General features: G+C 33.6%; 26 protein-coding genes. 5 read left to right on the plus strand and 21 right to left on the minus strand.

What is annotated here, in order from left to right; all coding sequences use genetic code 11:
- Nucleotides 1–109: 109 nt before the first annotated feature.
- From atpG to KWG70_RS03230, 13 genes are all read right to left on the minus strand, one after another.
- Nucleotides 110–970, minus strand: coding sequence for an ATP synthase F1 subunit gamma (atpG, locus tag KWG70_RS03175; protein ID WP_230934548.1), 861 nt, complete (start codon nucleotides 968–970; stop codon nucleotides 110–112).
- A gap of 51 nt (nucleotides 971–1,021) precedes the next feature.
- Nucleotides 1,022–2,602: a F0F1 ATP synthase subunit alpha gene (gene atpA, locus KWG70_RS03180; RefSeq protein WP_230934549.1), complete on the minus strand. Its 1,581-nt coding sequence runs from the start codon at nucleotides 2,600–2,602 to the stop codon at nucleotides 1,022–1,024.
- A 39-nt stretch (nucleotides 2,603–2,641) separates the two neighbouring features.
- The gene (gene atpH / locus KWG70_RS03185) at nucleotides 2,642–3,178 is read right to left on the minus strand and encodes an ATP synthase F1 subunit delta (protein ID WP_230934550.1); all 537 of its coding nucleotides are present in this window, start codon (nucleotides 3,176–3,178) and stop codon (nucleotides 2,642–2,644) included.
- A 5-nt stretch (nucleotides 3,179–3,183) separates the two neighbouring features.
- Entirely contained in the window at nucleotides 3,184–3,678 is a 495-nt protein-coding gene (locus KWG70_RS03190) for a F0F1 ATP synthase subunit B (RefSeq protein WP_230934551.1), read from the minus strand.
- Between the two features lie 77 nt (nucleotides 3,679–3,755).
- Nucleotides 3,756–3,965, minus strand: a complete 210-nt coding sequence (gene atpE / locus KWG70_RS03195; protein WP_230934552.1) for an ATP synthase F0 subunit C — start codon at nucleotides 3,963–3,965, stop codon at nucleotides 3,756–3,758.
- A 19-nt stretch (nucleotides 3,966–3,984) separates the two neighbouring features.
- Nucleotides 3,985–5,070 carry a F0F1 ATP synthase subunit A gene (gene atpB / locus KWG70_RS03200; protein WP_230934553.1) on the minus strand — a complete coding sequence of 362 codons (1,086 nt, stop codon included), beginning with the start codon at nucleotides 5,068–5,070 and terminating at the stop codon, nucleotides 3,985–3,987.
- A 127-nt stretch (nucleotides 5,071–5,197) separates the two neighbouring features.
- Nucleotides 5,198–5,596, minus strand: coding sequence for a hypothetical protein (locus KWG70_RS03205; RefSeq protein ID WP_230934554.1), 399 nt, complete (start codon nucleotides 5,594–5,596; stop codon nucleotides 5,198–5,200).
- Nucleotides 5,597–5,881, minus strand: coding sequence for an AtpZ/AtpI family protein (locus tag KWG70_RS18005; RefSeq protein WP_394801618.1), 285 nt, complete (start codon nucleotides 5,879–5,881; stop codon nucleotides 5,597–5,599). It abuts the gene before it with no gap.
- Nucleotides 5,796–6,257, minus strand: coding sequence for a bactofilin family protein (locus tag KWG70_RS03210; RefSeq protein WP_230934555.1), 462 nt, complete (start codon nucleotides 6,255–6,257; stop codon nucleotides 5,796–5,798). The genes KWG70_RS18005 and KWG70_RS03210 overlap by 86 nt, the downstream gene beginning before the upstream one ends.
- Before the next feature lie 10 nt (nucleotides 6,258–6,267).
- Nucleotides 6,268–8,826: a type IX secretion system periplasmic lipoprotein PorW/SprE gene (gene porW / locus KWG70_RS03215; RefSeq protein ID WP_230934556.1), complete on the minus strand. Its 2,559-nt coding sequence runs from the start codon at nucleotides 8,824–8,826 to the stop codon at nucleotides 6,268–6,270.
- A 125-nt stretch (nucleotides 8,827–8,951) separates the two neighbouring features.
- Nucleotides 8,952–9,659, minus strand: a complete 708-nt coding sequence (locus tag KWG70_RS03220) for an ABC transporter ATP-binding protein (RefSeq protein ID WP_230934557.1) — start codon at nucleotides 9,657–9,659, stop codon at nucleotides 8,952–8,954.
- A gap of 16 nt (nucleotides 9,660–9,675) precedes the next feature.
- Nucleotides 9,676–11,157, minus strand: coding sequence for a DUF5687 family protein (locus tag KWG70_RS03225; protein WP_230934558.1), 1,482 nt, complete (start codon nucleotides 11,155–11,157; stop codon nucleotides 9,676–9,678).
- Between the two features lie 27 nt (nucleotides 11,158–11,184).
- The gene (locus KWG70_RS03230; protein ID WP_230934559.1) at nucleotides 11,185–11,589 is read right to left on the minus strand and encodes a DUF2059 domain-containing protein; all 405 of its coding nucleotides are present in this window, start codon (nucleotides 11,587–11,589) and stop codon (nucleotides 11,185–11,187) included.
- A gap of 111 nt (nucleotides 11,590–11,700) precedes the next feature.
- On the opposite strand from KWG70_RS03230, the gene KWG70_RS03235 reads away from it, so the two are divergent.
- Complete coding sequence (locus tag KWG70_RS03235) at nucleotides 11,701–12,756, plus strand: ferredoxin--NADP reductase (RefSeq protein WP_230934560.1); 1,056 nt, start codon at nucleotides 11,701–11,703, stop codon at nucleotides 12,754–12,756.
- Between the two features lie 190 nt (nucleotides 12,757–12,946).
- Here KWG70_RS03235 and KWG70_RS03240 read toward each other — a convergent pair whose 3' ends face one another.
- Nucleotides 12,947–13,966, minus strand: coding sequence for a glycosyltransferase family 9 protein (locus KWG70_RS03240; RefSeq protein ID WP_230934561.1), 1,020 nt, complete (start codon nucleotides 13,964–13,966; stop codon nucleotides 12,947–12,949).
- Between the two features lie 48 nt (nucleotides 13,967–14,014).
- Nucleotides 14,015–14,623 carry a DUF4254 domain-containing protein gene (locus KWG70_RS03245; protein ID WP_230934562.1) on the minus strand — a complete coding sequence of 203 codons (609 nt, stop codon included), beginning with the start codon at nucleotides 14,621–14,623 and terminating at the stop codon, nucleotides 14,015–14,017.
- A 71-nt stretch (nucleotides 14,624–14,694) separates the two neighbouring features.
- On the opposite strand from KWG70_RS03245, the gene upp reads away from it, so the two are divergent.
- Nucleotides 14,695–15,354: a uracil phosphoribosyltransferase gene (gene upp, locus KWG70_RS03250; protein ID WP_230934563.1), complete on the plus strand. Its 660-nt coding sequence runs from the start codon at nucleotides 14,695–14,697 to the stop codon at nucleotides 15,352–15,354.
- Here the strand turns inward: upp and KWG70_RS03255 are convergent.
- A complete protein-coding gene (locus KWG70_RS03255; protein WP_230934564.1) occupies nucleotides 15,343–16,266 on the minus strand; it encodes a DUF6427 family protein in 924 nt (307 codons plus the stop codon). The genes upp and KWG70_RS03255 overlap by 12 nt on opposite strands.
- Nucleotides 16,267–16,364: 98 nt before the next feature.
- Between KWG70_RS03255 and KWG70_RS03260 the strand changes: the two genes are divergently transcribed.
- Nucleotides 16,365–16,592, plus strand: coding sequence for a DUF6341 family protein (locus tag KWG70_RS03260; RefSeq protein WP_230934565.1), 228 nt, complete (start codon nucleotides 16,365–16,367; stop codon nucleotides 16,590–16,592).
- Here KWG70_RS03260 and purD read toward each other — a convergent pair.
- Nucleotides 16,587–17,858, minus strand: a complete 1,272-nt coding sequence (purD, locus tag KWG70_RS03265) for a phosphoribosylamine--glycine ligase (protein ID WP_230934566.1) — start codon at nucleotides 17,856–17,858, stop codon at nucleotides 16,587–16,589. The two genes, KWG70_RS03260 and purD, sit on opposite strands and share 6 nt — an antisense overlap.
- A 56-nt stretch (nucleotides 17,859–17,914) precedes the next feature.
- Here purD and KWG70_RS03270 point away from each other — a divergent pair, with 56 nt between their 5' ends.
- Both KWG70_RS03270 and KWG70_RS17930 read left to right on the plus strand, forming a co-directional pair.
- Nucleotides 17,915–19,252 (plus strand): phenylacetate--CoA ligase family protein, encoded by a 1,338-nt coding sequence (locus KWG70_RS03270; RefSeq protein WP_230934567.1) that lies wholly within the window; start codon nucleotides 17,915–17,917, stop codon nucleotides 19,250–19,252.
- A gap of 51 nt (nucleotides 19,253–19,303) precedes the next feature.
- Nucleotides 19,304–20,461 (plus strand): glycosyltransferase family 4 protein, encoded by a 1,158-nt coding sequence (locus tag KWG70_RS17930; protein WP_230934568.1) that lies wholly within the window; start codon nucleotides 19,304–19,306, stop codon nucleotides 20,459–20,461.
- Here KWG70_RS17930 and KWG70_RS03280 read toward each other — a convergent pair.
- The 4 genes from KWG70_RS03280 to KWG70_RS03295 form a co-directional block, all read right to left on the minus strand.
- On the minus strand, nucleotides 20,458–21,813 hold the full coding sequence (locus KWG70_RS03280) for an undecaprenyl-phosphate glucose phosphotransferase (RefSeq protein ID WP_230934569.1): 1,356 nt from the start codon (nucleotides 21,811–21,813) through the stop codon (nucleotides 20,458–20,460). The genes KWG70_RS17930 and KWG70_RS03280 overlap by 4 nt on opposite strands.
- A gap of 1 nt (nucleotide 21,814) precedes the next feature.
- Complete coding sequence (locus tag KWG70_RS03285; protein WP_230934570.1) at nucleotides 21,815–22,801, minus strand: UDP-glucuronic acid decarboxylase family protein; 987 nt, start codon at nucleotides 22,799–22,801, stop codon at nucleotides 21,815–21,817.
- Complete coding sequence (locus KWG70_RS03290) at nucleotides 22,802–24,112, minus strand: UDP-glucose dehydrogenase family protein (RefSeq protein ID WP_230934571.1); 1,311 nt, start codon at nucleotides 24,110–24,112, stop codon at nucleotides 22,802–22,804. It abuts the gene before it with no gap.
- A gap of 74 nt (nucleotides 24,113–24,186) precedes the next feature.
- The gene (locus KWG70_RS03295) at nucleotides 24,187–25,401 is read right to left on the minus strand and encodes a WcaI family glycosyltransferase (RefSeq protein ID WP_230934572.1); all 1,215 of its coding nucleotides are present in this window, start codon (nucleotides 25,399–25,401) and stop codon (nucleotides 24,187–24,189) included.

The raw sequence follows: 25,401 nt of genomic DNA on the forward strand, positions 1-25,401 counted from the left end.
TCATAAAAATGTTACAGACTATATGTGAAAATAAAAAAACCCAACTCATACGAGTTGGGTTTATGATTTATGTGAGATGCTGAAACAAGTTCAGCATGACAAAAAATTATTAATTATTTAGTGCTTCTGCACCACCAACAATTTCTAAGATTTCGTTAGTAATCGCAGCTTGACGTGCTTTGTTATACGTTAATTTTAACTGATCTCTTAATTCTGTCGCGTTATCAGTTGCTTTGTGCATTGCTGTCATACGTGCACCATGCTCTGAAGCAAAACTGTCTCTAACCGACTTATACAATTGTGTTTTTAATGATTTAGGTATAAGTTGTTCAACGATTTCCACTTTTGACGGTTCAAAAATATAATCAACGTTGGTATTTGCCTCACCTTCTATTGGTACAATTGGTAAAAACTGCTCTGTCATTACAATTTGCGTAGCAGCATTTTTAAATTTATTGTAAACGATTTCAATTTTGTCAAAATCACCTGCAACAAACTTGTCCATTAACATCTGAGCAATTTCTGCAATATTATCAAAAGTTAAATCGTCATAGACTTCACTTTTATTAGCAATAACATTGTTAGTTTTTTTAAATGCATCATTAGCCTTTTTACCTATAGCCAAATAAGACACCTCTTGATTTGCATAAGTATCATTAGTAAGGTTTGTAACTTCCTTAATAATGTTAGAGTTAAAAGCACCTGCTAGACCTCTATTAGAGGTCACCGCTACAATTAATACTTTTTTAACTTCGCGTTGTGATGCAAATTTACTTCCTGAGTCTCCATCTAAAGTAGCGCTTAAGCTTTGTAAAAGCTCTGTCAATTTATCTGAATAAGGACGCATTGCTGTAATAGCATCTTGTGCTTTCTTCAATTTTGCAGCAGATACCATTTTCATAGCACTTGTGATCTGCATCGTTGAAGACACTGAAGATATTCTATTACGTATTTCTTTTAGATTCGCCATATTTTAAAATATGAAAACATCCTACGCTCAAATTGAACGTAGGACTATTAATTATGCTCTATATTTAGCTGATAAGTCACTTGCTACAGTTGTTAATGTATCTGTAACCTCATCAGTTAATTTTCCTGCTTTCAAAGTGCTTAATACATCTTCATGCTTAGCTCTTAAGAATTCAATGAAATCTCTTTCAAATTCTTTTACCTTATTTACAGGAACGTCTTTTAATAAGTTTTTAGATCCAGCATAAATGATTGCTACTTGATCTTCAACAGTAAACGGATCGTTTTGTGCTTGTTTTAAGATCTCAACATTACGCTTACCTTTTTCAATTACATTCAATGTCACAGCATCTAAATCTGATCCAAACTTAGCAAACGCTTCTAATTCACGGAACTGAGCTTGATCAAGTTTTAATGTACCTGATACTTTTTTCATCGATTTGATCTGAGCGTTACCACCAACACGAGATACCGAAATACCTACATTAATTGCTGGACGAACACCAGAGTTAAATAAATCTCCATCTAAGAAGATTTGCCCATCTGTAATAGAAATTACGTTAGTTGGGATATATGCAGAAACGTCACCCGCTTGAGTTTCAATGATTGGCAATGCCGTTAAAGAACCACCACCTTTTACGATTGGTTTTAATGCCTCAGGAAGGTCATTCATTTCTTTTGCAATCGCATCATCATTAATCACTTTCGCAGAACGCTCTAATAATCTTGAGTGTAAGTAGAAAACGTCACCAGGATACGCCTCACGTCCTGGAGGACGACGTAATAATAAAGATACCTCACGATACGCAACCGCTTGCTTTGATAAATCATCAAATACAATTAAAGCAGGACGACCAGTATCTCTAAAATACTCACCAATAGATGCTCCAGTCATTGGCGCATAAACTTGCATTGCAGCAGGATCTGATGCATTAGCAGCTACTATTGTTGTGTATGCTAAAGCTCCTTTTTCTTCTAAAGTCTTAGCAATGTTTGCTACTGTTGAGGCTTTTTGCCCAACAGCAACATATATACAATATACAGGATTTCCTGCATCGTAAAATTCTTTTTGATTTAAGATCGCATCGATACAAACCGTAGTTTTACCTGTTTGACGGTCACCAATTACCAACTCACGTTGACCTCTACCTACTGGAATCATAGCATCAATCGCTTTAATACCTGTTTGTAATGGTTCAGTTACTGGTTCTCTATAGATAACACCTGGTGCTTTACGCTCTAAAGGCATTTGGTAAGTTTCGCCAGTGATTGGTCCTTTTCCATCAATAGGGTTTCCTAAAGTATCTACAACACGTCCAACTATACCTTCACCTACATTTACAGAGGCGATACGTCCAGTACGTTTTACAGTAGATCCTTCTTTTACTCCTGTAGATCCACCAAGTAATACGATACCCACGTTATCTTCTTCAAGGTTAAGTACAATACCTTCTAGTCCTCCTTCGAATTCTACTAATTCTCCGTATTGAGCATTAGCTAATCCGTAGGCACGTACAATACCATCACCTGCAGTTAATACTGTTCCAACTTCGTCTAATGAAGCACTTGCTTCAAAACCTGAAAGTTGTTGTTTTAAGATTGCTGATATCTCAGCTGGTTTTACTTCTGCCATCTTATTCTATTTTGACCCTTCGCTTTACTTAGGGCAAGTTTAATTTAATGTAAATTCTCTTTTTAATGTATTTAATTTATTTGCTACGCTAGCATTGTATTGAATATCTCCAACACGTAAAATGAATCCACCTAAAATAGTTTCATCAATAATATTTTCAACTTCAACATCTTTACCTGTAAGTTCTTTAACCTTAGCTAAAACTTTAACTCTCAAGTCGTCAGTTAAAGGTACAGCAGTAGTTACTTTTGCTACTTGTGTTCCTTTTAACTCATCAAACAATCGGTTATAGCTTGCTGCTACATCATTTAAAAGTGCTAACCTTTTGTTTGAAATTAAGGTGTCAATTAAATTTGTTGTCATACTATCAGATCCTTTAAAAACCTCTAACAGTACTGCTTTTTTATCTGATGATCTAACTACAGGACTTTGAAGCATATCGCTTAAGTCTTTACTTTCTGCAATAGTAGTTGCGATTAATTTCATATCATTATTAACAGCTTCAGCTGTATTTTGATCTGATGCTAATCTTAAAACCGCCTTTGCGTAACGTAGTGCTGCTCTTGCTCCTGCCATTTTTTTTAGTTTAATGTTGCTTCACCTAACATAGACTCAACTAATTCTAATTGTTTGTCTTTGTTTGATAATTCTTGACGCACTACTTTTTCTGCAATTTCTACAGATAATCCAGCTACGTGATTTTTCAATTCAGCCATTGCAGATTTCTTTTCACTTTCGATAGCTGCTTGAGCTTTCTCAATGATTTTATTTGCTTTCTCTTGAGCTTCTGTCTCGGCATTAGCGATCATTTGTTCTTTGATCTCACGTGCTTCTTTTAGCAATGCTTCTCTTTCAAGTCTTGCTTCTTTTAAGATACGCTCATTATCTGCTGTTAAGTTTTCCATCTCTTTACGAGCATTTTCAGCAGAAGCCAACGCATTTTTAATACCTTCTTCTCTGTCGCTTACCGCTCCAAGAATTGGTTTCCAAGCAAATTTTCTTAAGATTAAAAGCAAAAACAAAAATGTTATTGCTGTCCAAAATACAAGACCAAATTCTGGTGTAATTAAATCCATTTCTTTGTTGTTTTTTAAATAACTTAAATTTTAAAGACACAGAAGCAACCAACCGTTACTTCTGTGCTTTGATTGTTTTACCCTTGTAAGAAAGCAACAACAACACCAAATAGTGCTACCGCTTCTACGAAGGCTGCTAAAATTAATGCAGAAGATTGAATCTTTCCGTGCATTTCAGGTTGACGTGCCATGGCATCCATAGCTGATCCACCAATTTTACCAATACCAACACCAGCTCCAATAGCTGCTAAACCAGCTCCAATAGCTGCAATTCCAGTAATAGTCATAATATAAAATTTAAATTAATTAATGATGTGCTTCTTCTGTTGCCATCCCAAAATAAAGGGCTGACAATATTGTAAATATATATGCTTGTATCGCTGTTACAATAATTTCAATAACTGTAATAAACAATGAGAATGCTACAGATACTGGAGCTATTGCCACAGACTTGAATACAAATATTAATGACATTAATGCTAAAATAATAACGTGTCCTGCTGTAATGTTTGCGAACAAACGTATCATTAACGAAATTGGTTTTACAAACATTCCGATAATTTCAATTGGCATTAAAAATATTTTCATAGGTACAGGAACTCCAGGCATCCAGAAAATATGTTTCCAGTAATTAGAGTTTCCACTTAATGTTGTGATAATAAAGGTAAATACTGCTAATGTACAAGTAAAAGCGATATTTCCACTAAGGTTAGCTCCGTTTAAAATTGGAATTAACCCAAATATGTTATTGATCCATATAAAGAAAAAGATCGTTAAAAGATATGGCATATATCTTTTGTATTTGTGTTCACCAATCATTGGTTTTCCAATTTCATCTCTAACAAATACAACAAGAGGCTCTATAAACCCGGCAATTCCAGTAGGAACCCCATCTTTAGATTTTTTATAACTTCTAGCAGCAGTAATAAATATGAGCAATAATACAGCTACAGAAACCCACATCATAAACACATTTCTAGTGATTGAGAAATTTAAAGGTCTGTGCGCATTAGTTGGGTGGTGCTCTTCATCAAAGGCTACAGAGGTTGCATTAGCATCTAGTTGATAGATTTTTTCATGAAGCTTAACAAACTTTCCGCCATTGGCCTCTACTATTTCTTTACCTTGATCATCATGATGGAACTTACTTGAAGAAAAAGTAGTTAATCCATTATCAGTCCATAATATAATAGGTAATGATAATGAAACTGGCTTCCCTTTCCAATCCCACAAGTGAAACTCATGAGCATCTTTGACGTGATGCAAAATCATCTCTTTTGCATTGAACTCTTCATCCTTATTCGGATCACTATCTTCTGATGCATATCCAGCAAACGAAATTGCTAAAAATAACATCGAAAATAATACGTTTTTAAAAGTGTTTAATATCATCCTGTATTGCTTAAAAATACGCTGCTTTAAATTCGGTGCAAATGTACGCACATTATATTAATTGTCAAACAATAATTCAATGATTATTTAATGACTTATTTTAAAGAGGTTCAAGTCTTTGTATTCCTTACTTTTTCTGAAGAATTTTCACTACTGAATAGACTTCAAATGCAAGAAAAATAAAATATGGAATGAAAAAATTAGCGAGATCATAACCTTTTTGTTCTGGTTTAGATAATATCCAAGGCAATAAAAACACCATAGTAAGTATCATCTTTACAAGCATTCCAAAAATGAACGTATTGAATACTTCGGTCTTACCTACAGATTCACGATAATTAATTAATGTATAAATAATAATAACTGTAACAACATGAAATAAGTAAATATGCCAGAGCGGGAAAAATAAGATAACCTCTCCAGCGAAATGATAATTTAAATAACTGTGGACCGCAAATAGCAAACCGCTTAGGGCAATGAGTTGAATAAGAAAGTTTGTTTCTCTCTTTTTAAAAACGTCGTTCATTTATTTATCTTCTTTTGAAATTGCAATAATACGTCTTATTATGTAAACAATAGATAGTATTACAGACAACAATGAGCCCGCAAGTGTATATAAATTATGAGTATTAGGATAGTGTTCATCAAGCTTGTAGCCAATGAATGTCCCAACTGCAATGATAGCAAACATTTGAATTGCTATTCCCGAAAACCGCGCATAGGTGTTAAGCGGTTTGACCTTTTTCTGGTGGTCTTGTTGGTGTTGTTGGTGTTGTTGGTTTGATTGTTGTTTGTTGTCCTGCTCCTGCATTACTTGATTCTTTTAGGCTGCCTTTCATAGAACATGTTGCGTTAAAATTAGCTCCAGGCTCAACGGCCAGTTTACCAACAATAACTTCACCTTCAACATGTGCAGAAGATTTTAAAGACAAGGTATCAGAAAGCATTAATTTGCCTTTGAATTTTCCTTCAATATCAGCATTGGCACTTTTAAGAGTTCCATTAATGATTCCTGTTTTACCAATAACCACCTTTCCGGGTGTTTTGATATTTCCTTGAATTGAGCCTTCAATTCTGAAATCGCCTTCGCTAATGATGTCACCTGTGATGACAGTTCCTTTAGCAATCGTGTTCTGTTGTGAAATTGTTTCTGAAGCCATACGTCCTGTTTTTTTGTCTGAAAACATAGGTCTAAGTTTATTGAGATTCTAGGTATTCGTTTAAGTTTTTGTGTCGTTGTACAATTTCGTAGTTTGGCGAAGAAATTGAATAGAAATTTCGGTCAATTTTATGTTTACTCTCTTCTAGGATTTCAGCAAAACCTGAAGCTCCTTGAGCGCTAGTTAGTCCATGAACTACAACAAAAAGTGTATTAGTATCATAGACATCAATAGAGGTCGATAAATCAAAATAGTTGATTTTGGAAATAGCTTCGTTAAGCTCTTTTACAAAGTCTTCTATTTGATCTTTCTCATTAATATTGAAAGGGTATAGTACATTAAAGTGTTTCGCGGTATCATTACTCACAAATTCTTTTTTTGCTAGAATAGGAATCACTGTCTTCATAATCTCTTGCGCTTGTTTTCCTTCTTCTGAATTTGGATACGTAAGGGCAATAAAATTAACCCCTTTTTTATAGGCTTCGAATCCATTTAATCGACCATTGGCCGAAGCTTTTAAAATTTCAAATTTAGGTACCATTGGGTCACCTTCAAACTCGGTAATATATTGATCTGCTTTTGAAATAACCTCAGCATATTCTTGATTACCAAATTTACCAAATAAGCCTTCATAGAGACTCTCTGGGCTATTTTCATCTTTAGCAAATTCTGAGCGTGGGTTTAATAATATTTTTGCATATCGAGAATCAGGATAATTACTAACAATATCTGCTTTCATCGCATTAGCTTTTCCACTTAATCCTAATTCGGTATAAATCTTTTGTAAATTATATTTAGACGGTAATATGAGACGCTCTTCTGGATTGTTTTGTAATAGGGTTTCTAATTTACCCATTGCTAATTCATACTCTTTGAATTTTTCCTTATAAATCACTCCTAATTGGTAGTAAGCATAATTGCGGTTTTTTGCTAAGCTATCAATAACTTTTTGATCTGTAGGGATTTTAGAAATGTAAAATTCTGGATCAAATCGTTCATCTTCCGACGTATTTGCTGCAAGGTCATTAGCTCCTGGTGTAGCTCCTGGTCTAGATTTAGAATCGGATAGTCTCCAGTTATCTTTTAATTCTCTATCTCCCCAAACTTTAATAAATTCATTTTTACCAAAAGCAACGGTTGTTGAGTTATAAAAATAAAACTCTTGCTTTTGTGCATTATTTGCTGTTGGATCTGCTCTTTGTGATTTTCCAGATTTTGTATTAGTTGTTACTGAGCCAGCGTTGACAGATTTACGACGTTCTTCGGCCTCGGCCTTTTCTTTTTCTGCTTCGGCTATTGCTTTCTGTTCTTCAGTATATGTTGTGAAATATGTCAATCGGTCATCATCAGACATATTAACCAGTCTTAAAATACTATCGTGAGATTGTGCAATATCCTCATAGTAAATGACATCTTCTAAGTTTTCTCGCTTACGTTTAACAACACGATAAGGTTTTGAGTTAAGCTTCATGTTGGTCATAGTACTATCATAATAAGCACCTGCCATTTTGTATTGGGCATCATCAAAACTCATATCTCCAAGGGTTGCATAATCTCTAGACATAAGTTCTTTATCTCCAAGATTTGTACGTAATGACTTATTATAGTATGCAACGGCTAAAGAATCACTTTGATTTGCTCTATGGAATTCGGCAATTCGATAGTAAATCTTATCTAAGAATGGGCGATTTTCCCTGTCTTCTTCAAGTGTTGTTAAATACTCAAGAAACTCAATCTTATTACCACTATCCATATCAAAATTATAGGATTTAGTTAAATGTGCATTGATATAGTATGGTCTTGGTATTTTACGGTGCATATCAATCACTTTATCAAAAGCAATATTGGCACTGTCTTTCTTGCCAAATTCATTGTAAAGTTGCCCAATGATATAATTAAAACGTGCTTTTTCTTTATTCTTCTTAGTGAATTCGGCCGCTATTCCTAATTCAACCAAAGCACTATCTTTAGATTTTACATTGATATAAGCTTGAGCGAGCATTGATGTTGCATCTGCCAAGTCCTGATCTTCTAGCTGTTCTTGCTCTAAAAGGCGTTTTAAATTTTTTATAGCCAGTTCATTATTCTCCATTCTAATATTGGCCTTTTCTCTCCAAACTTTAGCTGTGTTGATTTTATCACTCGCTGGGTATTTATACAGAATGTAATTAAAAGCCTCAAGTGAAGGCACAAAACGTTGATCGAAATAACGGGCTTGACCTAATAAAAGGTAGGCTTCATCAATTTGAGGGTTGTATTCTTTCCCTTTGATGTTCATGCCGTGTTTTTGAACCGCTTTAATGGCTTTTTCCTCAGCACGTTCAAAATCTTGGTTTTTAGATTGACCAGGCAAGATAATCTCTTCAGAGAGTTGCATGCGTTCTATTGGTAATAATTCCCAATAGTTATCTGTTGCTGCATTATCAACTGTTTCTCTTCCTTTCTCTAATGCAATATTTCCGTTGTAAAGAATATTATACTTTGTCCCTAGAGCATGAAAATTTCGGTTAATAAACGTGTCTTTTTTACGCGAACAACTTGTGATAAAAAGTGTCACGCAAAACAGTGATATAATAACTTTAAAAGATGTATTCAAGTGGTTTAGTTTTTTGTAAATACTATAACTAAAATCGCTTGCATATATTATGCAATGCTGTAAAAATAAGCATCTTTTTGAATTATCACCGAAAAATGGTCGGTTTTTAGACGTATAGTAAGGTCTTAAACCTGCTCAGATCCTGAAAAATGTGCTTCCAATTCTTTAAGCGTTGCTTCATTGGTTTCGAGATCTTTAACCACTTCTCCTTTTTCAAGCACTACAATACGTTCGCAAACATCGGTAACATGCATTAAATCATGGCTAGACACAAGAACGGTAACGCCTTGCTTTTCTGCTAAATCTTTAATAATCCCTTTGAGTCGTATTTGTGTTGTTGGGTCAAGATTTGCAAATGGCTCATCCAAAATAATCACATCGGGACTACCAATAAGTGCAGCAACAATCCCAGCTTTTTTCTGATTCCCCTTACTAAGATCCCTAAGGTATTTTTTCTGGCCTAATATTTCACCATGAAAAAAATCTTCAAACTGAGCAACTAAGCTATCTACGTCGGCTTTGTTTTCTCCACGAAGCTCACCAATAAAGTAAAAGTATTCTTCAGGGGTTAAATATCCAATTAAGAAACTCTCATCAATAAAAGCTGATGTAAATGGCTTCCAATCTTCACTTTGGTCTACAACAACGCTATTATTAGTGATGTTTCCAGTCGTTGGTTTTATGAGGTCTAATAATAAACTAAAGTAAGTGGTTTTTCCTGCTCCATTATTTCCTACTAGCCCGAAACTTTGCCCTTTCGGAATCCCTAGTTCATCAATTTTTAAAACACGTTTTCCACTATATGCTTTTGAAAGGTCTTTTGTATGTATCATAATGTTTTATATCGTATTAAGTATCTTGACTAAAAGCGTCAATCATTTTATATTTTGAATCGAGGTATTTCTTGGTGATTAGTGTCATTAATTTTTTATGAAGTACGATTCCTAAAACACCAAGTGCAATTAACAATCCTACAGCAGCTTCAAAACCAACAAGCCAGTTAGTAAGACCAAATAATGCCATCGGCAATATCATTAAAGGAATTCCAATTATCCATTGTACAGCTCCAGTTCCTTGATAATTAAATGCCGCTTTTTTATCTAGATCTATTTTTTTTCTATTAAACGATCCTCCATAAAGAATCACATGCGAATTAACGCCTATGTTGTATATCGCTGTTGCGAAATGCGCTATTAAAATTTTCCAACCGAAATACACATAGGGTATTCCTAAAACAAATAGAATAACAACACTCATGATCATGAGTACAAATTTGGATCTTAGGTACTGTTCATATTTGATGTTTTGGCTCATGAGCATTTTGTAATATCCGCTATCCCAAGCTGGAATAAATTGACCAAAATTGATGAGAAAAAACCCAGTAGAGAATACTCCAATGAATGCGAACATAAATTCCATATCTCTATATATAGGTTGAGGGTAGAAGAATAAGCCATATAACAACCCAATTGCTAAAAGCATAGTCATCGACTTGGTACGTTTATTTCTCCATATCAATTTTAAATCCAATTGCATAAAAGGAGCAATGTCTCCAAAACGCTTGGTCCATTCCATATTAGAGGCGTTGACTACAGCAACTTTTGTTTTTAAAGAGCTATCAAGATACAGTTTGGCCTTTAATTGTTTAAAGTTTATCACGTATAATCCAACCAAGACAACAATTGGTATCAATACAAAAATTGGATTGTTGTAGATAGCTGTGAACCCTTGTGCGATTAAATCTGAAAATGAAATAACATTAAAGTAATTTAACGCAAACAAACTTCCAACAAGCACAATTACTGGTAGAAAGGACAATTCTCTTTCCGAAGAAAAACTCTCTAAGATAAAGTTTAAGAAGTTAATAATCTGTACAACTACTATTGCTGTTAACAACCAAGCTAGTACTGAGGTTACTGGATAATCATTTACGATTAGGGTAATACTAAAAGGAATAAAAGCAAATAACGGTAAAATATTAAAAAATGAAAATGCCGATTTTCGTAAGACATAATTAACCACTTTACTGCGCTTTACTGGTAAAGGCAATAAAGGTTTTACAGACATGACTGGTAACTTTTGAAAAAAGAATCGAATCGCAACGTCAAATAATATATAAAAAAACAAAAAGCTATTTAACGTAGTTAATGCATCTTGATCTGGATTAACTTTCCCTAATATTTTATATAAAAAGATACCAATAAATAAAAATATCCCAATAAAATACAGTGCCAAAAAAGCCATTAAAATATTGATAGCAATACTCTTACCGAAACTTGCTGAACGGAAGAATTGTTTCCATTCTAAGTTTAAAAAATGTTTGAGTTTCATATTTAATTTGGTTAGTTAGTCTCTAGATTAGTTAGAGTGTTTTTGAGCAATCTGAGATAATTCCATTCCCCATGATTGACCAATAGACATTCCTGCTTGAGCGAGGTCTGTTTGCTTTGATGCTAATTTTTTTCCTAGGTCTGACTTATAAAATACGACTAATTGTGCAATGTCTTCTTTTGTAAACTCTTTCATGTAAACATCTGCCAACTGACTATATAAATCCTCCAAGGTACCATTAGCTTCTTTGGTGTAGGCTTCCTTCTTGTCTTCAGGAACCATAGCTCCAATTTGAGAAATCGCGTTATTAAAAGCATCTGCGGTTCCTGTGAGTTTAATGAATTCTATAGTTTGGGTTTTAAATTCTGTATTATCCTGTGCTTGGATAGTAAAGGCATATAGAAATGCAATAACATAGATTAATTTTTTCATGGCTTGTGTTTATGTTTGATTATTTAGAAATGTTAGTATTGCTAAACTGGATTTTGTTACAACTAAAATACAATTCCTAGTTCGATTTGTTATTTTTACAAAAAAATATTTATGTCACAGTTTCATAAACTCACTATAAAAGAAATCACTAAAGAAACCGAAAAAGCAGTCACCATTAGTTTTGATGTGCCTCAACATCTAAAAGATGATTTCGGCTTTAAAGCAGGACAATATATCACTCTAAAAACCACGATTAATGGTAATGAGGTAAGACGCGATTATTCGTTATGTACATCACCTAAAAGCGACGAACTTAAGGTTGCGGTGAAAGAAGTTCAAGATGGTACTTTTTCGGCCTATGCCAACAATCAACTTAACGTTGGTGACACCCTAGATGTTGCGCCTCCTAAAGGACGGTTTATATTTGAGCCTAACGATTCTAAAACAAAAAATATCGCGCTTTTTGCTGCAGGAAGTGGGATTACTCCTGTTTTAAGCATTATTAAATGTGCATTAGAAGAAGAAGTATTAAGTAAGGTTATACTAGTGTATGGAAATAGATCTACGAGAGACACCATGTTCTTAAATGAACTATTAGAGTTGCAACATCAATACAGTTCACGTTTTTCAATACAGTTTGTGTTTAGTCAAGCCGAAGAAGAGAATGCGATTTTTGGTCGTATTGAAAAAAGTACCGTCAATTATGTAATGAAAAACAAGTATAAAGACATAGAGGTTGACGCCTATTATTTATGTGGTCCAGGCGGCATGATAAATACTGTGAAAGATGTTCTAGCCCAACATAACATCGATGAGAACCGTGTGCATTTTGAGTTGTTTAAAGCGGCGAAACCTGCCGATATAGATGATTCATCTGTGCCAGATGGTAGAACAAAAGTTACCGTTTTGTTGGATGATGAAACCCTAACCTATGAAATGTCTCAAAAGCAATCTGTATTGGAAGCTGCTTTAGATGAAGATATTGATGCTCCATACTCTTGCCAAGGCGGTATTTGTAGTAGTTGTATTGCAAGAATTACAGAAGGTAAAGCAACAATGCGACAAAATAATATTTTAACCGATGGTGAATTGGCAGATGGACTCATTTTAACTTGTCAAGCACATCCCACAACACCAACACTTTTTGTAGATTATGACGATGTTTAAGATACACATCATCTATTAAAATTGTCTTTAGTCGTAATAATCAACCTTTTATCGAAAAAACCTAAGATATTCTTACAAATTCTTGACGGCTAATTTTAATCAAAATAACTTAGTCCTCGATTAGAATTTAATCATAGGGATTATCTAAAAATTCTAAATCTTGCCTCACTCTTTTGGAGTGAGGCTTTTTTTATTTTAGAGCGTCATGGATTTTAGAAATAATGGTCTCTGGAGCAATAGATCTCATCACCTGCTCATATCCTTCTGGGAGTTTATTTCCATATACAGATGTTGGGATTTTAGGGTAACGTTCTCTATTAGCTAAGATGGCAGAATCTATAGTTTGATGAAATGGTAAAAAACCGGCATATGGATGTGTTACTCCCCAAACTGTAATTACATTTACACCTAGCATAGCCGCAAGGTGAGCATTTCCAGAATCCATAGCAAGCATGACATCTAAATTTGATATGATATCCAATTCTTCGCCCAATGTAAAACGACCAGCAAGATTGATAACGTTTTCAAATTGACTAGCTATGGTATTTAATTGTTGGGCTTCATCATTCCCTGCTCCAAAAAGTAATACCTGATAGGTTTTCGAAAGTATGCCAACAACTTCGGTCATCAAATCGATGGGATACATCTTTCCTTGAAAAGCAGCAAATGGAGCAATCCCAACCCATTGTTTTTCATTATTCCCGGTAACATCCAAATGTTTTGAACTCAATTTTACTTTTTCTGGAAAAACAGGTTGAGATAAATCTAATGGATATCCCAACTTTTCAAATACATCTACATAGCGTTGATGTGTTGTTTTAAGCTGTTTAAAATATTGGCCAGAGGTCAATCTCTTTTTTTCCTCACGTCCTTTATCTATTTGAACTACTTTTTTTCCGAAGAGAAAGAATTTTAAAATCTTGCTTCGCAGAACATTATGTAAATCGGCAACAAGATCAATATCTAATTGCAGTAATTCACGTGATAGTTTCCAAAGTCCGAAAACCCCTTTATGCTTCCCTTTAATTTCGGCTGCAATGCAATTAACATTAGGAATGTCTCTAAAAAAAGCTTTAAAAAAAGGCTTGGTTAAAACGGTAAGTTTTACATCTGGATATTGTGATACAAAAGCTCTCAACACAGGTACGCTCATAGCAACATCACCCATTGCTGAGAGACGAATAACGAGAATGTGCTTTGGCTGTGGCATCTCAACAATTTGAATAACCCTCTAGACTAAATTGAGGATAATTGTTACTTACTTCTGAGAGCGTAATACTGGATTAAGCTCATCATCATTGTACATTTTCATCTGTTTATAGACCTTCATGTACTTATCCCCTTTGTTTATATCATCAAGAAGTGTATCAATAGCAGTAGATAAATCTACGCGTTGCTCTAATAAGATATTAAGCTTCTTTTGGCAAGCCTCTCTATGCGCATCTGAAGCGTCTTCACGAGTAGCTTCTTCATTCATGTGATAGATCTTAAGGGCTAGAATAGATAATCTATCTACTCCCCAAGCAGGACTTTCGGTATTAATTGTTGCATCGGCTTTAGGTGATATCTCTTTATATTTTTCCAGGAAATAACTGTCAATATACTCTACCATATCTGTTCTGTCTTGGTTTGAAGCATCAATTTGACGTTTCAATTTTAAAGCAGCAACAGGATCTATCTGTGGGTCGCGAATAATATCTTCATAATGCCATTGAACAGTATCTATCCAACATTTTCTGTATAATAAATGTTCTAATAAATTAGCATCCTTATCATACACGTTTGTAAATGGTTGGTCAACCGTGTTAATAATGTGGTATTTTTCAATAACCTCCTGAAATATTTTATTTGCGTCTTCTGAAAACATAATCTCTTAATTTAAAGTGCAAATATAGAAGTTATTATTAACTTTATCTCCCTTAAAAAAGACTTCAAAACATGCATATCCATAATCTATCACAAGACAATTCTATTTTAAATTCTTTTATTTCTGAAATTAGAGATGCTCATATTCAAATTGATCGCATGCGCTTTAGACGAAATATCGAACGCATTGGTGAAGTTTTATGTTATGAAATGAGCAAGACATTAGATTATAAACCAGAAACTATTACTACCCCTTTAGGCGAAAGTCATACACAACTCTACAATGACGATATTGTATTGTGCTCTATTTTAAGAGCTGGTGTACCATTACATAGTGGACTTCTTAATTACTTTGATGATGCCGAAAATGCGTTTATATCTGCTTACAGGCACCATAAAGCCAATCCTGAAACTTTTGAAATTATTGTTGAGTATTTGGCTTGTCCTAGCTTAGAAGGAAAAACACTTATTTTAGCAGATCCAATGTTGGCTACAGGACAATCTATGGTTGCTACTTTTGAAGCCTTGAAACCTTTTGGAACTCCAAAAAACATTCATTTAGTAAGTGTTATAGGAGCACAAGATGGTGTTGATTTTGTAAATGATCACTTTGGGAAAGACACACATCTCTGGATTGCTGCCATTGATGATACATTAAGTGACAAAGGTTATATTGTTCCTGGATTAGGAGATGCTGGTGACTTAGCCTTCGGAAAAAAACTACAACAATAATATTGCTATTGGCGTCACTATTATTACCCATAACAATGTTTCCCTGAACCATTTCTCTGAAATAACTTCAAGATAGTTGGTCATGATAATTGATAATGGTGCAAATAGAAAGATAAACTCACTTCCATTTTTTGATGGTGCTAAGGCTATGATGACTATTCCTAATATAGCTATTAATATGACGAGTTTAAATGATGGCCTATAGCTTTTCATTTGAGACCTTATATTTTTGATGTAATAGAATAAAGCCCAAAGCCCAAAGGACAATAGTATTGTTGAGCCTATGATAATTTGTTTAGAGTTTAAGGCGCTAAAGTCTAAACTAAAACCAAATAAGTTACTTGCAAATTTAAACACGTCAATTTCAAGTATGATAAAACACGACGCTGTAATTACAATAACAGTAGCTATGCCAACGAGCGGGATAATGTAGTTTTTCACATCTACAATCGCATATACTATTAATGCTGCAAAAATCAGTATAAAAAACACTGAGGACCAAAAATAGAATAAAGTGGCAATTGCAATCCAAAAAGAGGCATCGAACAGCTTCTTTTTAATTGCTTTATGAGATCTTAAACTTATTAGACGACGTAATGCTAGCAATATGAAAAAGTTTGCTACAAGGATTTGAGAATTTAAAATGGTTGGTGGAAGAATAGCAAAAAACAATACATATAAGACAATATGGTAACTGTTGTTCTTAGCTAAACTGTTACGCGTCACTAGGAAATCAAAAACAAAGACAGACATTAAGCATACTAAAAATATAGCCGTTTGTTTAAAAAAGATGATAAGATCAATATCGTTAGTTAAGATTTTAAATTTTGAAAGCACAAAAACCAGTAATAGCATAATGCTAACTACGATGTAGTGAATTGGTTTTGATTTGCTAAAAAAATTTGAAATCATTGATCTGGTTTAAAATGAAAAAAATATGTAATTTTGCACTGTAAATATATGATTATACCAACGAAGCTCACAAAGAGATTCTAAAAAAATATAATTTAATGAAAGACTTTTTTTACGCTATAGAAGATTTATTCGTAAACATATTGTTTGCTCCATTTGATGCGTTAAGAGCATTAGAATTAGAAAATTGGTGGACGGCTAACATGCTATCTTGGATTTTCATTATCATAGGCATTGTTGCTATGGTATACTGGATGCTACAACTCAAAAAATTTAATGCAAATAATGAAGAAGATAAAAGTGTAACTTCTCATTCTTACTTATAAATCGAAACCTATATCTTTTCGATAATTCATCTTATCAAAATGTAGTTTGTCTATATTTTGATAAGATTTTTTTATAGCCTCTTGGTAGGTGTTTCCGTAAGAAGTAATAGCCATTACACGCCCTCCAGAGGTCACGATCTTATTGTCTTTAATAGTTGCTCCAGCATGAAATGGTATAGAGCCTTCAATCTGTTCTAAGCCTGTTATCTCCTTCCCTTTATCATAGGCCTCAGGATAACCTCCAGATACTAGCATTACAGTTGTCGCAGCTCTATCATCAATGTCAATATCGATATCATTTAAACGGTTTTCAGATATGGCTTTAAATATTTCAACGATATCATTTTTCAACCTTGGTAAAACAACTTCGGTTTCTGGATCACCCATTCTTACATTATACTCAATTACTTTTGGGTTATTCCCAACCTTGATCAAACCAATAAATACAAACCCTTTGTAAGGCAAATTGTCTTTTTGAAGTCCTAAAATTGTTGGTTTAACAATTTGTTCTTCAATGGTATTTAAAAACTCATCTGTAGCAAAAGGAACTGGAGATACTGCTCCCATTCCTCCCGTATTTAGTCCAGTGTCACCTTCTCCAATTCGTTTATAATCTTTAGCAGTAGGTAAAATTTTGTAATGTTTACCATCGGTTAACACAAAACAACTTAATTCGATACCGTCTAAAAATTCTTCTATAACAACTTTCGAACTCGCATCACCAAACTTAGCATCTACAAGCATGTTTTTAAGTTCTGCCTTTGCTTCATTTAGATCATTAAGAATTAAAACCCCTTTCCCTGCTGCTAAACCATCGGCTTTTAAAACATATGGAGGACTTAACGTTTCAAGGAATTTATAACCTTCTTCGACATTGTTAGCATTAAAACTTTGATAAGCAGCCGTAGGGATGTTGTGTCTAAATAAAAACTCTTTAGCAAACTCTTTACTTCCTTCTAATTCTGCTGCTGCCTTTTGTGGACCAATAACTGCAACATGTTTTAATTGGTCATCATTTAAAAAGAAATCATGAATTCCTTGAACTAAAGGGTCTTCTGGACCAACGACAACCATGTCAATATGATGTTCTAAAACCAAATTTTTTATCGCTTCAAAATCGGTAACACCAATATTTACATTTGTTGCTATTTGAGCCGTTCCAGAATTTCCAGGTGCCACAAAAAGGGCATCACATAATGGGCTTTGAGCTATTTTCCAAGCAAACGTATGTTCTCTTCCTCCAGAACCAAGAATTAAAATCGTCATGTTTTCAATTTGTTTGCGCAAAAATAATTGCTTTTACGCTTAAAAAATAATTAGTTTTGAAAAAATATCTAATGACACTCTACAACTCATTGCTAAAGCATTTTATTTTACCTATTGGTGATGCGTTTACTAATGGAAGTTATTTAAAGTATATTAAAGAGTGGAAAACAAATGATCTTAAATCTAATACAGAACTCAGGAGTATTCAAAATCAAAACCTGCAACGTATTTTAGATCATGCCGTTACCAATGTTCCTTTCTATAAAGATCAAAAGTCAACGGTTTTAACTGATTTCCCTATTTTAACTAAGGCTGTTTTAAGAACACATACCGAAGACTTGGTATCTTCATCCTGTAACATTTCAAAATTAGATAAGCATCATAGTAGCGGAAGTACTGGACAGCAATCGTTTACTTACATGACTAGAGATCATACGTTTTATTTACGAGCACTACAAACACATTGGTGGCAATGGAGTGGGTATCGTTTTGGGGATTCGTTGCTCCAGTTTGGAATTTCGCAAAAGCGAAGCACTTTGAAATATCTAAAGGATCTTTTTTTTAGAACGACCTATGTCAAAGCTTTTGGTTTATCTGAAACCGAATTAAAAGCTATTTTACGCAAGGTGAAAAAGAAAAAATATATATATATAGCTGGTTATCCTTCTGTCATAAATCAATTGGCTAAAGCAAGTCTATCTCATCACATACGGCCAAACGTAAAAGGGGTAATCTGCTTTGGTGATAAATTATTTGACCATTATAAAACTACCATCAAAAATGCCTTTGGCTCTGACATCTCTTTAGTTGATACTTATGGTTGTGCTGAAGGTTTATTAATGGCGTGTAAACATGATGCTGATTATTACAGTATTATGTCTCCTCATGTTTTTATTGAAGTGGTTGATGATGACGGAAAGCCTGTCGATGATGGAGTTATGGGACATGTATTAGTTACTTCCCTCACAAACTATGCAATGCCTTTAATACGTTATCGCTTGGGAGACCTAGCTATCAAACTTCCTAAAGACAAGTATCCTGAACATATGTCATTGCAGTACCCTTTATTACAAAAAGTTGTTGGAAGGGAAACTGATATCATAAAAACAACACAAGGAGTTACACTTAATATTCATAGTTTTACGGGTGTTTTAGAATATTACCAAGCTATAGAACAGTATAAAATTATTCAAAATGACTTAGAACGTATTCGAATAGAATACATTGTTGATAAAACAAAGCCATTTGATATGAGTATACTAAACGACATTAAATCTAAGCTTCAAAAATTAACTAAAAACTGTTTAGATATCGTATTTGAAGAGGTTGATGTGATTAAGCCAACAAAGTCTGGCAAACCTCAGATTATAGAATCCAACTTGAAAAAAACTTAAACACCAGTTGTTTTTTCATTGAGCTAAAAACCTCTATACAACCTAATTATAGTGAAAGATATTCTTATTATAACAAGTTACTTTCCTCCCGAAATTGGAGCGGCTTCTAATCGAATTTTTCAGTTAGCAGACGGACTACAAAAAAGAGGCTTTAATGTCAATGTTTTAACGCCCTTACCTAATTATCCCACTGGTAAAATCTTTAAAGATTACAAAGGGAAGTTCAAGCATATTTCAGTAGAAAATAACATTACAGTTAATCGTCTTTGGATTTATGCTAGTAACTCAAAGAATAAATTATTGCGCCTAATCGCTATGCTGTCATATAGTTTTAGCTTGGTTTGGTTTTTTATATGGCATAAAGTTCCAAAAACAGTAATTGTACAATCACCACCGCTCTTAGTTGCGTTTACATGTTTGTTCTTTTTAAGAAAAAAGAAAAGAAATCTCATTTTAAATGTGAGTGATCTTTGGCCAATAGCTGGTCTAGAATTGGGTGCTTTTAAAAAGAACTTTAGTTATAAAATGCTTGAAAGAATAGAACGTTATAATTACAAAAAAGCAAGTTTAGTTTTAGGACAAAGCGAAGAAATATTGACTCACGTGACCTCTCTTTTTTCAAAAAAACGAACGTTTCTATATCGTAATTTTCCCGAGTTTGACCCTCCTGAAATCGTAAAAGGCACCACAACACACAAAAAACTTAAAGTCGTTTATGCTGGCTTATTAGGTATCGCTCAAGGCATCTATAAACTCTGTCAAGAATTAGATTATAATGATATTGAGTTACATATTTATGGTTCTGGAGCTGAGCAATCTAAAATTGAGGACTTTTTATCTAATCATCCCGAGTTGCCTGTTTTTTATCACGGCCATGTCACTAGAGAGGAATTGCATGGTCTTTTAGTGCAATATGATGTTGCAATTATTCCGCTATTAAATAGAATTTATGGTAGTGTTCCTTCAAAAATATTTGAATATGCTCGTTTAGGACTACCAATGCTTTATTTTGGAGGCGGCGAAGGTGAGAGCATTATTGAAGCCCATAAACTGGGATGGGTAGCAAAGTCGGGAGATTATAATAATTTAAATAAGGTCATTTCTAAAATTAATACATTTTCGGCAGAAGAAAAAAGAAGTATTCAAAAAGAGGCCTTAGTCCATTTCAATTTTAGCAATCAATTAGAAAAGCTTAAACCACTTCTCTAGTAGGCTTTGTCTTCCCCTTTTACGGCATTTAAAAATGTTTGGGTAATTATTTTTAAATCTAATAAAATTGACCAATTCTCGATGTAGAAGATGTCGTATTTCACACGACCAATGATATCTTTATCTGTTTCTATTTCTCCTCTAAATCCGCTTATTTGTGCTAAACCAGTAATGCCTGGTTTAACAAAATGTCGTACCATAAACTTATCAATTTTTTTGGCATACATATTTGTATGACTCACCATATGAGGCCTTGGTCCAACTACAGACATATCACCAAATAGAACATTAAAAAATTGAGGAAGTTCATCGATACTTGTTTTTCTAATAAATTTCCCAATTTTAGTAATTCGTTGATCACCGCGTGTTGCCTGATACAGGTGTGCATCCTTATTAGGTGTCATTGATCTAAATTTATAACAATCGAATTCCTTATAATTAAAACCATTTCTAGACTGTTTAAAAAATACAGGTCCTCTTGATTCTAACTTAATCAAGATTGCAATTATTGGGGTTAACCATGATAAAATAAAGATAATCACTAAACTTGAGAAAATAATATCAAAAGTTCTCTTAATCACCATATTAAATGACTCTTCTAACGGTATGTTTCTAAGCGATAAAATAGGTATATAATCATAATACTCATATTTTAATTTCTTAGAATAAATCTCCTTGTTGTCTGGTAAAAACTTTAATATTTTAAGATTGTTATCTGCAAAATTAGCAATATCACTAATTTGTTGGTTGGACAATTCGGAAATAGAACAGTAGATTTCATCTATATCCTCTTTTTTGATATAGGCGAAATAATCTTCTAGTGTTTCCTTTTTTTCTTTAATGCTAAATGTATTGACGTGAACGTAACCATATTCAGGGTTTTTGTTGAAAAAGGTTTCTAGGGCTTGTGTTTTTTTGTTGGCTCCAAAAATCACTGTTCGCCTAAAGTTTCCACCAAATGATACACGGTATTTTTGAAGTAAATAATAAATAGCAAACTTAAAAAACGTTATCCCTAAAAAGACCGCAAAAATATACTTGAATATTGTTATTGGATAAATGTTTAAATCATGATAATACCCTGAAAAAGCAAATACTATTAAGGTAAATAGTACCATTTGTGTAAGAATTAAAGAAAAAATCTTTACCTCTCTTGTATACCTATAAACATCATAAAACTTAGAATAAACAGACAGAGTCACCCAAGACACTAACGCGAACACTATAAAAATAATCGGATCCGTATTTTGGAAAAAATATAAGATAGCAAGACCATTAACAATACTTAAATCAATTAAATATGAAATTGGCCTTAAATATCCCGAATATCGTCCTTGTTTAAATAAGCTCAAATTATGGTTTTATGTGTTTAGAAAAATCTCTGTGATCTCTTTTAAATAAATCTTCTTTTGATAGGCTCTTAAAATACGCATAAGTCTTTTTCATGCCTTCCTCTCGACTCACTTTTGGCTCCCAATTTAACAACTTTTTTGCTAAGGAAATATCGGGTTGCCTTTGCATTGGATCATCAACAGGCAAATCTTTATACACTGCTTTTTGCGATGTATTGGTAAGCTTTATTATTTCTTCGGCAAAATCACTTATAGAGATTTCGTTAGGGTTTCCAATATTTACTGGATACACATAATCACTAAGTAATAATTTATAAATCCCTTCAACTTGATCATCAATATAACAAAATGATCGTGTTTGTGAACCATCTCCAAAAACAGTTAAGTCTTCTCCTCTAAGTGCCTGCCCCATAAAGGCAGGTATTACTCTTCCATCATTTAGTCTCATTCTTGGGCCATAGGTGTTAAAAATACGAACAATTCTAGTTTCTAATCCATGAAACCTATGGTATGCCATTGTTATCGATTCTTGAAAACGTTTGGCCTCATCATAAACCCCTCTAGGTCCAATAGTATTTACATTACCATAATAAGATTCGTTTTGCGGATGCACTAGAGGGTCTCCGTAAACTTCTGATGTTGAAGCAATTAAAAGCCTTGCTTTTTTTACTTTTGCTAAACCTAATAAGTTATGTGTTCCTAATGAGCCTACCTTTAAGGTTTGAATTGGGATTTTTAAATAATCTATTGGACTAGCAGGCGATGCAAAATGTAATATATAATCTAAAGGTTTTTCAATAGTAATATGTTGTGTTACATCATGTTCTATGAACTCAAAATTTGGATGAGACTGTAGGTGTTCTAAATTACGGATATCACCAGTAATAAAATTATCCATACCAATAACATAAAACCCTTCTTTTATGAAGCGATCACACAAGTGTGAGCCTAAAAAACCTGCGGCTCCAGTTATAAGTACATTTTTCATTTAAATTTCAGTATTTCTTCCTATTGATGCGTAGTGAAATCCTTCATTTTTCACATCTTTTACGTCATATAAGTTTCGTCCATCAAAAATGTTTAGTGCTTTCATTTTTGATTTTAACTTATTAAAATCTGGTGTTCTAAATATACTCCATTCTGTACAGATAATCAAAGCATCAACATCATCTAAAACATCATACATATTCTTTGCATAATAGAGTTTGTCTCCTAATTTCCTTTCAACATTAGACATGGCCTCAGGGTCAAAAACTCGCAATGAAGCACCTTGATTTAACAACTCTTCGATCATGTATAACGATGGTGCTTCTCTAATATCATCGGTTTCGGGTTTGAATGCTAGTCCCCAAATACCAAATGTCTTTCCTTTTAAAGAGTTACTAAAGTGAGACATAATCTTTGGCATTAATATTTTCTTTTGAGTATCATTAACTTTTATCACCGATTTTAAGATATCAAACTCATAGTCGTTATCTTGACCAGATTTGAATAATGCCTTAACATCTTTAGGGAAGCAAGACCCTCCATATCCAATTCCTGGGAACAAAAAGCGTTTACCAATACGAGAGTCTGTACCCATTCCTACACGTACCTTATCAACATCTGCTCCAACTTTTTCGCAAAAGTTAGCAATCTCATTCATAAACGTAATTTTAGTCGCTAAAAATGAATTTGCTGCGTACTTAGTAAGTTCGGCAGAGCGTTCGTCCATTATGATAATTGGATTTCCAGATCGCACAAAAGGTTTGTATAGTTTTTCCATGAGTTTTGTGGCTCTTTCTGAACTAGATCCAACCACAATTCGTTCTGGTTTTAAAAAATCGTCTACTGCAAATCCTTCTCTTAAAAATTCTGGATTAGAAACCACATCAAACTCTACTGTAGTTTCATTAGAGATCGTTGCTTTTACTTTATCTGAAGTTCCTACTGGGACTGTGCTTTTGTCGACAATAACTTTATAGTCTTTTATATGTTTTCCAATGTCTTTAGCTACCCCTAAAACATAAGATAAATCAGCTGATCCATCTTCATCTTCAGGTGTTGGTAATGCTAAAAAAATGATATCTCCATGATCTAATCCTTCAGCTAATGATGTAGAAAACTTTAGTCTGTTAGCCTTGATATTACGTTCGAACAAAACATCTAAATGGGGCTCGTATATTGGAACGATGCCTTTTTGCATTTGTTCCACTTTGCTCTGGTCAATATCTATACAAAGTACTTCATTTCCTGTTTCTGCTAAACATGTCCCTGTTACTAAGCCTACATAACCAGTGCCAATTACTGATATTTTCATTAATTATATTATTTAAAAGCAAAAATAGAAAAATAAAGGTGGTAGATAATAATAATTTAATCTAAAAAGAAGGTTTACTTTTCTAGTTCAAGAATAAAGCGGTCTAAGATGTTTTCTTTTGAGTAGTTTTTCACCACATAAGTCTCGGCATTTTCGCCTAGATTTTCGCAAAGACTCTTATCGCTTTTTAATGTTTTAATGCAATTCACTACTTCATCTACTGAGTTGTCACTAAAGTAATATCCACCTTGAGAGTCTTTATATACTGTAGCGACTTCTGAGTCTTTGTTTCCTGTAACAATTGATGGTTTTGAACTTGCCATCATACCTAATAGCTTTGAAGGCATTACAGTATCTATGACATCACTTTTTTGAAATAGAAAATGAACATCTGCGCTTGATAAAAGTAAAGGAAGTTCTTCATAAGGCACCAAGTTAAAATGTTTAACAAAGTCATATGTTTTGATCTTCTCTACAACTTTTTCTTTTTCGGCTCCTTCACCTACAACGATTACTTCTATATCGCTAAGTGATTGTAGTTGGTCCAAAACTTTAAAGAAAAAATCCCAGTCTTGTTTAGCACCTATATTTCCAGAGTATAAAATTTTAAATTTTTCCGAAGTTAAATGTGCGTGAGTTTTATCTGTTTTTACTCTAAATTTTGAGGTGTCAAGCCAATTGGTTAAATAGTATGTTTTTCTATTATTGACCTTAGAGTTTAATTTTTTAAGCATTCCGTTACTTATGGTACTAATGGTATCTGCTTTTTTAAGTAATACTCTTTCTAGCCAAAGTATCATCTTTATAAAGATCGATTTATTGCTACTTAATAAACCAGAATCTATAGCGGCATCAAACTCGAAATCTTGTATATGAATCCACAATTTTGATCGATATCTCAGTTTTAAAAACCAACCAAGTAAAATAGACGAGGTAAAAGGAACGATACAGATTACGTGATCTGGTCTATCAATTTTAAATAGGTTAATGATATTTCCGAAGGTGAAACTAAGCAAATGTATAATCCGTTTGGAAAAAGAAGGGTTTGAAGGTACATATTGCTTATATCTGTAGACCGTTACCTCATTAATAACTTCTTTATACCATCGTTTTTTATCCTTATAATCTAATCTTATTTTCCATTGCGGGTAATATGGGAAACCAGTTATAATTGATACGTTATACCCTTTTGAAACTAAGTATTCAGCTTTTTGAGTTGTATATAAGCCAATGGCACTATCCTCGGGCGAATAGTTAACTCCAATAACAGTGACATTATTTTTCTTCAA

It is taken from the genome of Psychroserpens luteolus (assembly GCF_021032705.1).
Classification (GTDB): Bacteria; Bacteroidota; Bacteroidia; order Flavobacteriales; family Flavobacteriaceae; genus Psychroserpens; species Psychroserpens luteolus.

Excerpts from the sequence above, each read along its gene's own strand:
- atpG (WP_230934548.1), bottom strand. The coding sequence starts at position 970 with ATGGCGAATCTAAAAGAAATACGTAATAGAATATCTTCAGTGTCTTCA.
- atpA (WP_230934549.1), bottom strand. The coding sequence starts at position 2,602 with ATGGCAGAAGTAAAACCAGCTGAGATATCAGCAATCTTAAAACAACAA.
- atpH (WP_230934550.1), bottom strand. The coding sequence starts at position 3,178 with ATGGCAGGAGCAAGAGCAGCACTACGTTACGCAAAGGCGGTTTTAAGA.
- KWG70_RS03190 (WP_230934551.1), bottom strand. The coding sequence starts at position 3,678 with ATGGATTTAATTACACCAGAATTTGGTCTTGTATTTTGGACAGCAATA.
- atpE (WP_230934552.1), bottom strand. The coding sequence starts at position 3,965 with ATGACTATTACTGGAATTGCAGCTATTGGAGCTGGTTTAGCAGCTATT.
- atpB (WP_230934553.1), bottom strand. The coding sequence starts at position 5,070 with ATGATATTAAACACTTTTAAAAACGTATTATTTTCGATGTTATTTTTA.
- KWG70_RS03205 (WP_230934554.1), bottom strand. The coding sequence starts at position 5,596 with ATGAACGACGTTTTTAAAAAGAGAGAAACAAACTTTCTTATTCAACTC.
- KWG70_RS18005 (WP_394801618.1), bottom strand. The coding sequence starts at position 5,881 with ATGCAGGAGCAGGACAACAAACAACAATCAAACCAACAACACCAACAA.
- KWG70_RS03210 (WP_230934555.1), bottom strand. The coding sequence starts at position 6,257 with ATGTTTTCAGACAAAAAAACAGGACGTATGGCTTCAGAAACAATTTCA.
- KWG70_RS03220 (WP_230934557.1), bottom strand. The coding sequence starts at position 9,659 with ATGATACATACAAAAGACCTTTCAAAAGCATATAGTGGAAAACGTGTT.
- KWG70_RS03225 (WP_230934558.1), bottom strand. The coding sequence starts at position 11,157 with ATGAAACTCAAACATTTTTTAAACTTAGAATGGAAACAATTCTTCCGT.
- KWG70_RS03230 (WP_230934559.1), bottom strand. The coding sequence starts at position 11,589 with ATGAAAAAATTAATCTATGTTATTGCATTTCTATATGCCTTTACTATC.
- KWG70_RS03235 (WP_230934560.1), top strand. The coding sequence starts at position 11,701 with ATGTCACAGTTTCATAAACTCACTATAAAAGAAATCACTAAAGAAACC.
- KWG70_RS03240 (WP_230934561.1), bottom strand. The coding sequence starts at position 13,966 with ATGCCACAGCCAAAGCACATTCTCGTTATTCGTCTCTCAGCAATGGGT.
- KWG70_RS03245 (WP_230934562.1), bottom strand. The coding sequence starts at position 14,623 with ATGTTTTCAGAAGACGCAAATAAAATATTTCAGGAGGTTATTGAAAAA.
- upp (WP_230934563.1), top strand. The coding sequence starts at position 14,695 with ATGCATATCCATAATCTATCACAAGACAATTCTATTTTAAATTCTTTT.
- KWG70_RS03255 (WP_230934564.1), bottom strand. The coding sequence starts at position 16,266 with ATGATTTCAAATTTTTTTAGCAAATCAAAACCAATTCACTACATCGTA.
- KWG70_RS03260 (WP_230934565.1), top strand. The coding sequence starts at position 16,365 with ATGAAAGACTTTTTTTACGCTATAGAAGATTTATTCGTAAACATATTG.
- purD (WP_230934566.1), bottom strand. The coding sequence starts at position 17,858 with ATGACGATTTTAATTCTTGGTTCTGGAGGAAGAGAACATACGTTTGCT.
- KWG70_RS03285 (WP_230934570.1), bottom strand. The coding sequence starts at position 22,801 with ATGAAAAATGTACTTATAACTGGAGCCGCAGGTTTTTTAGGCTCACAC.
- KWG70_RS03290 (WP_230934571.1), bottom strand. The coding sequence starts at position 24,112 with ATGAAAATATCAGTAATTGGCACTGGTTATGTAGGCTTAGTAACAGGG.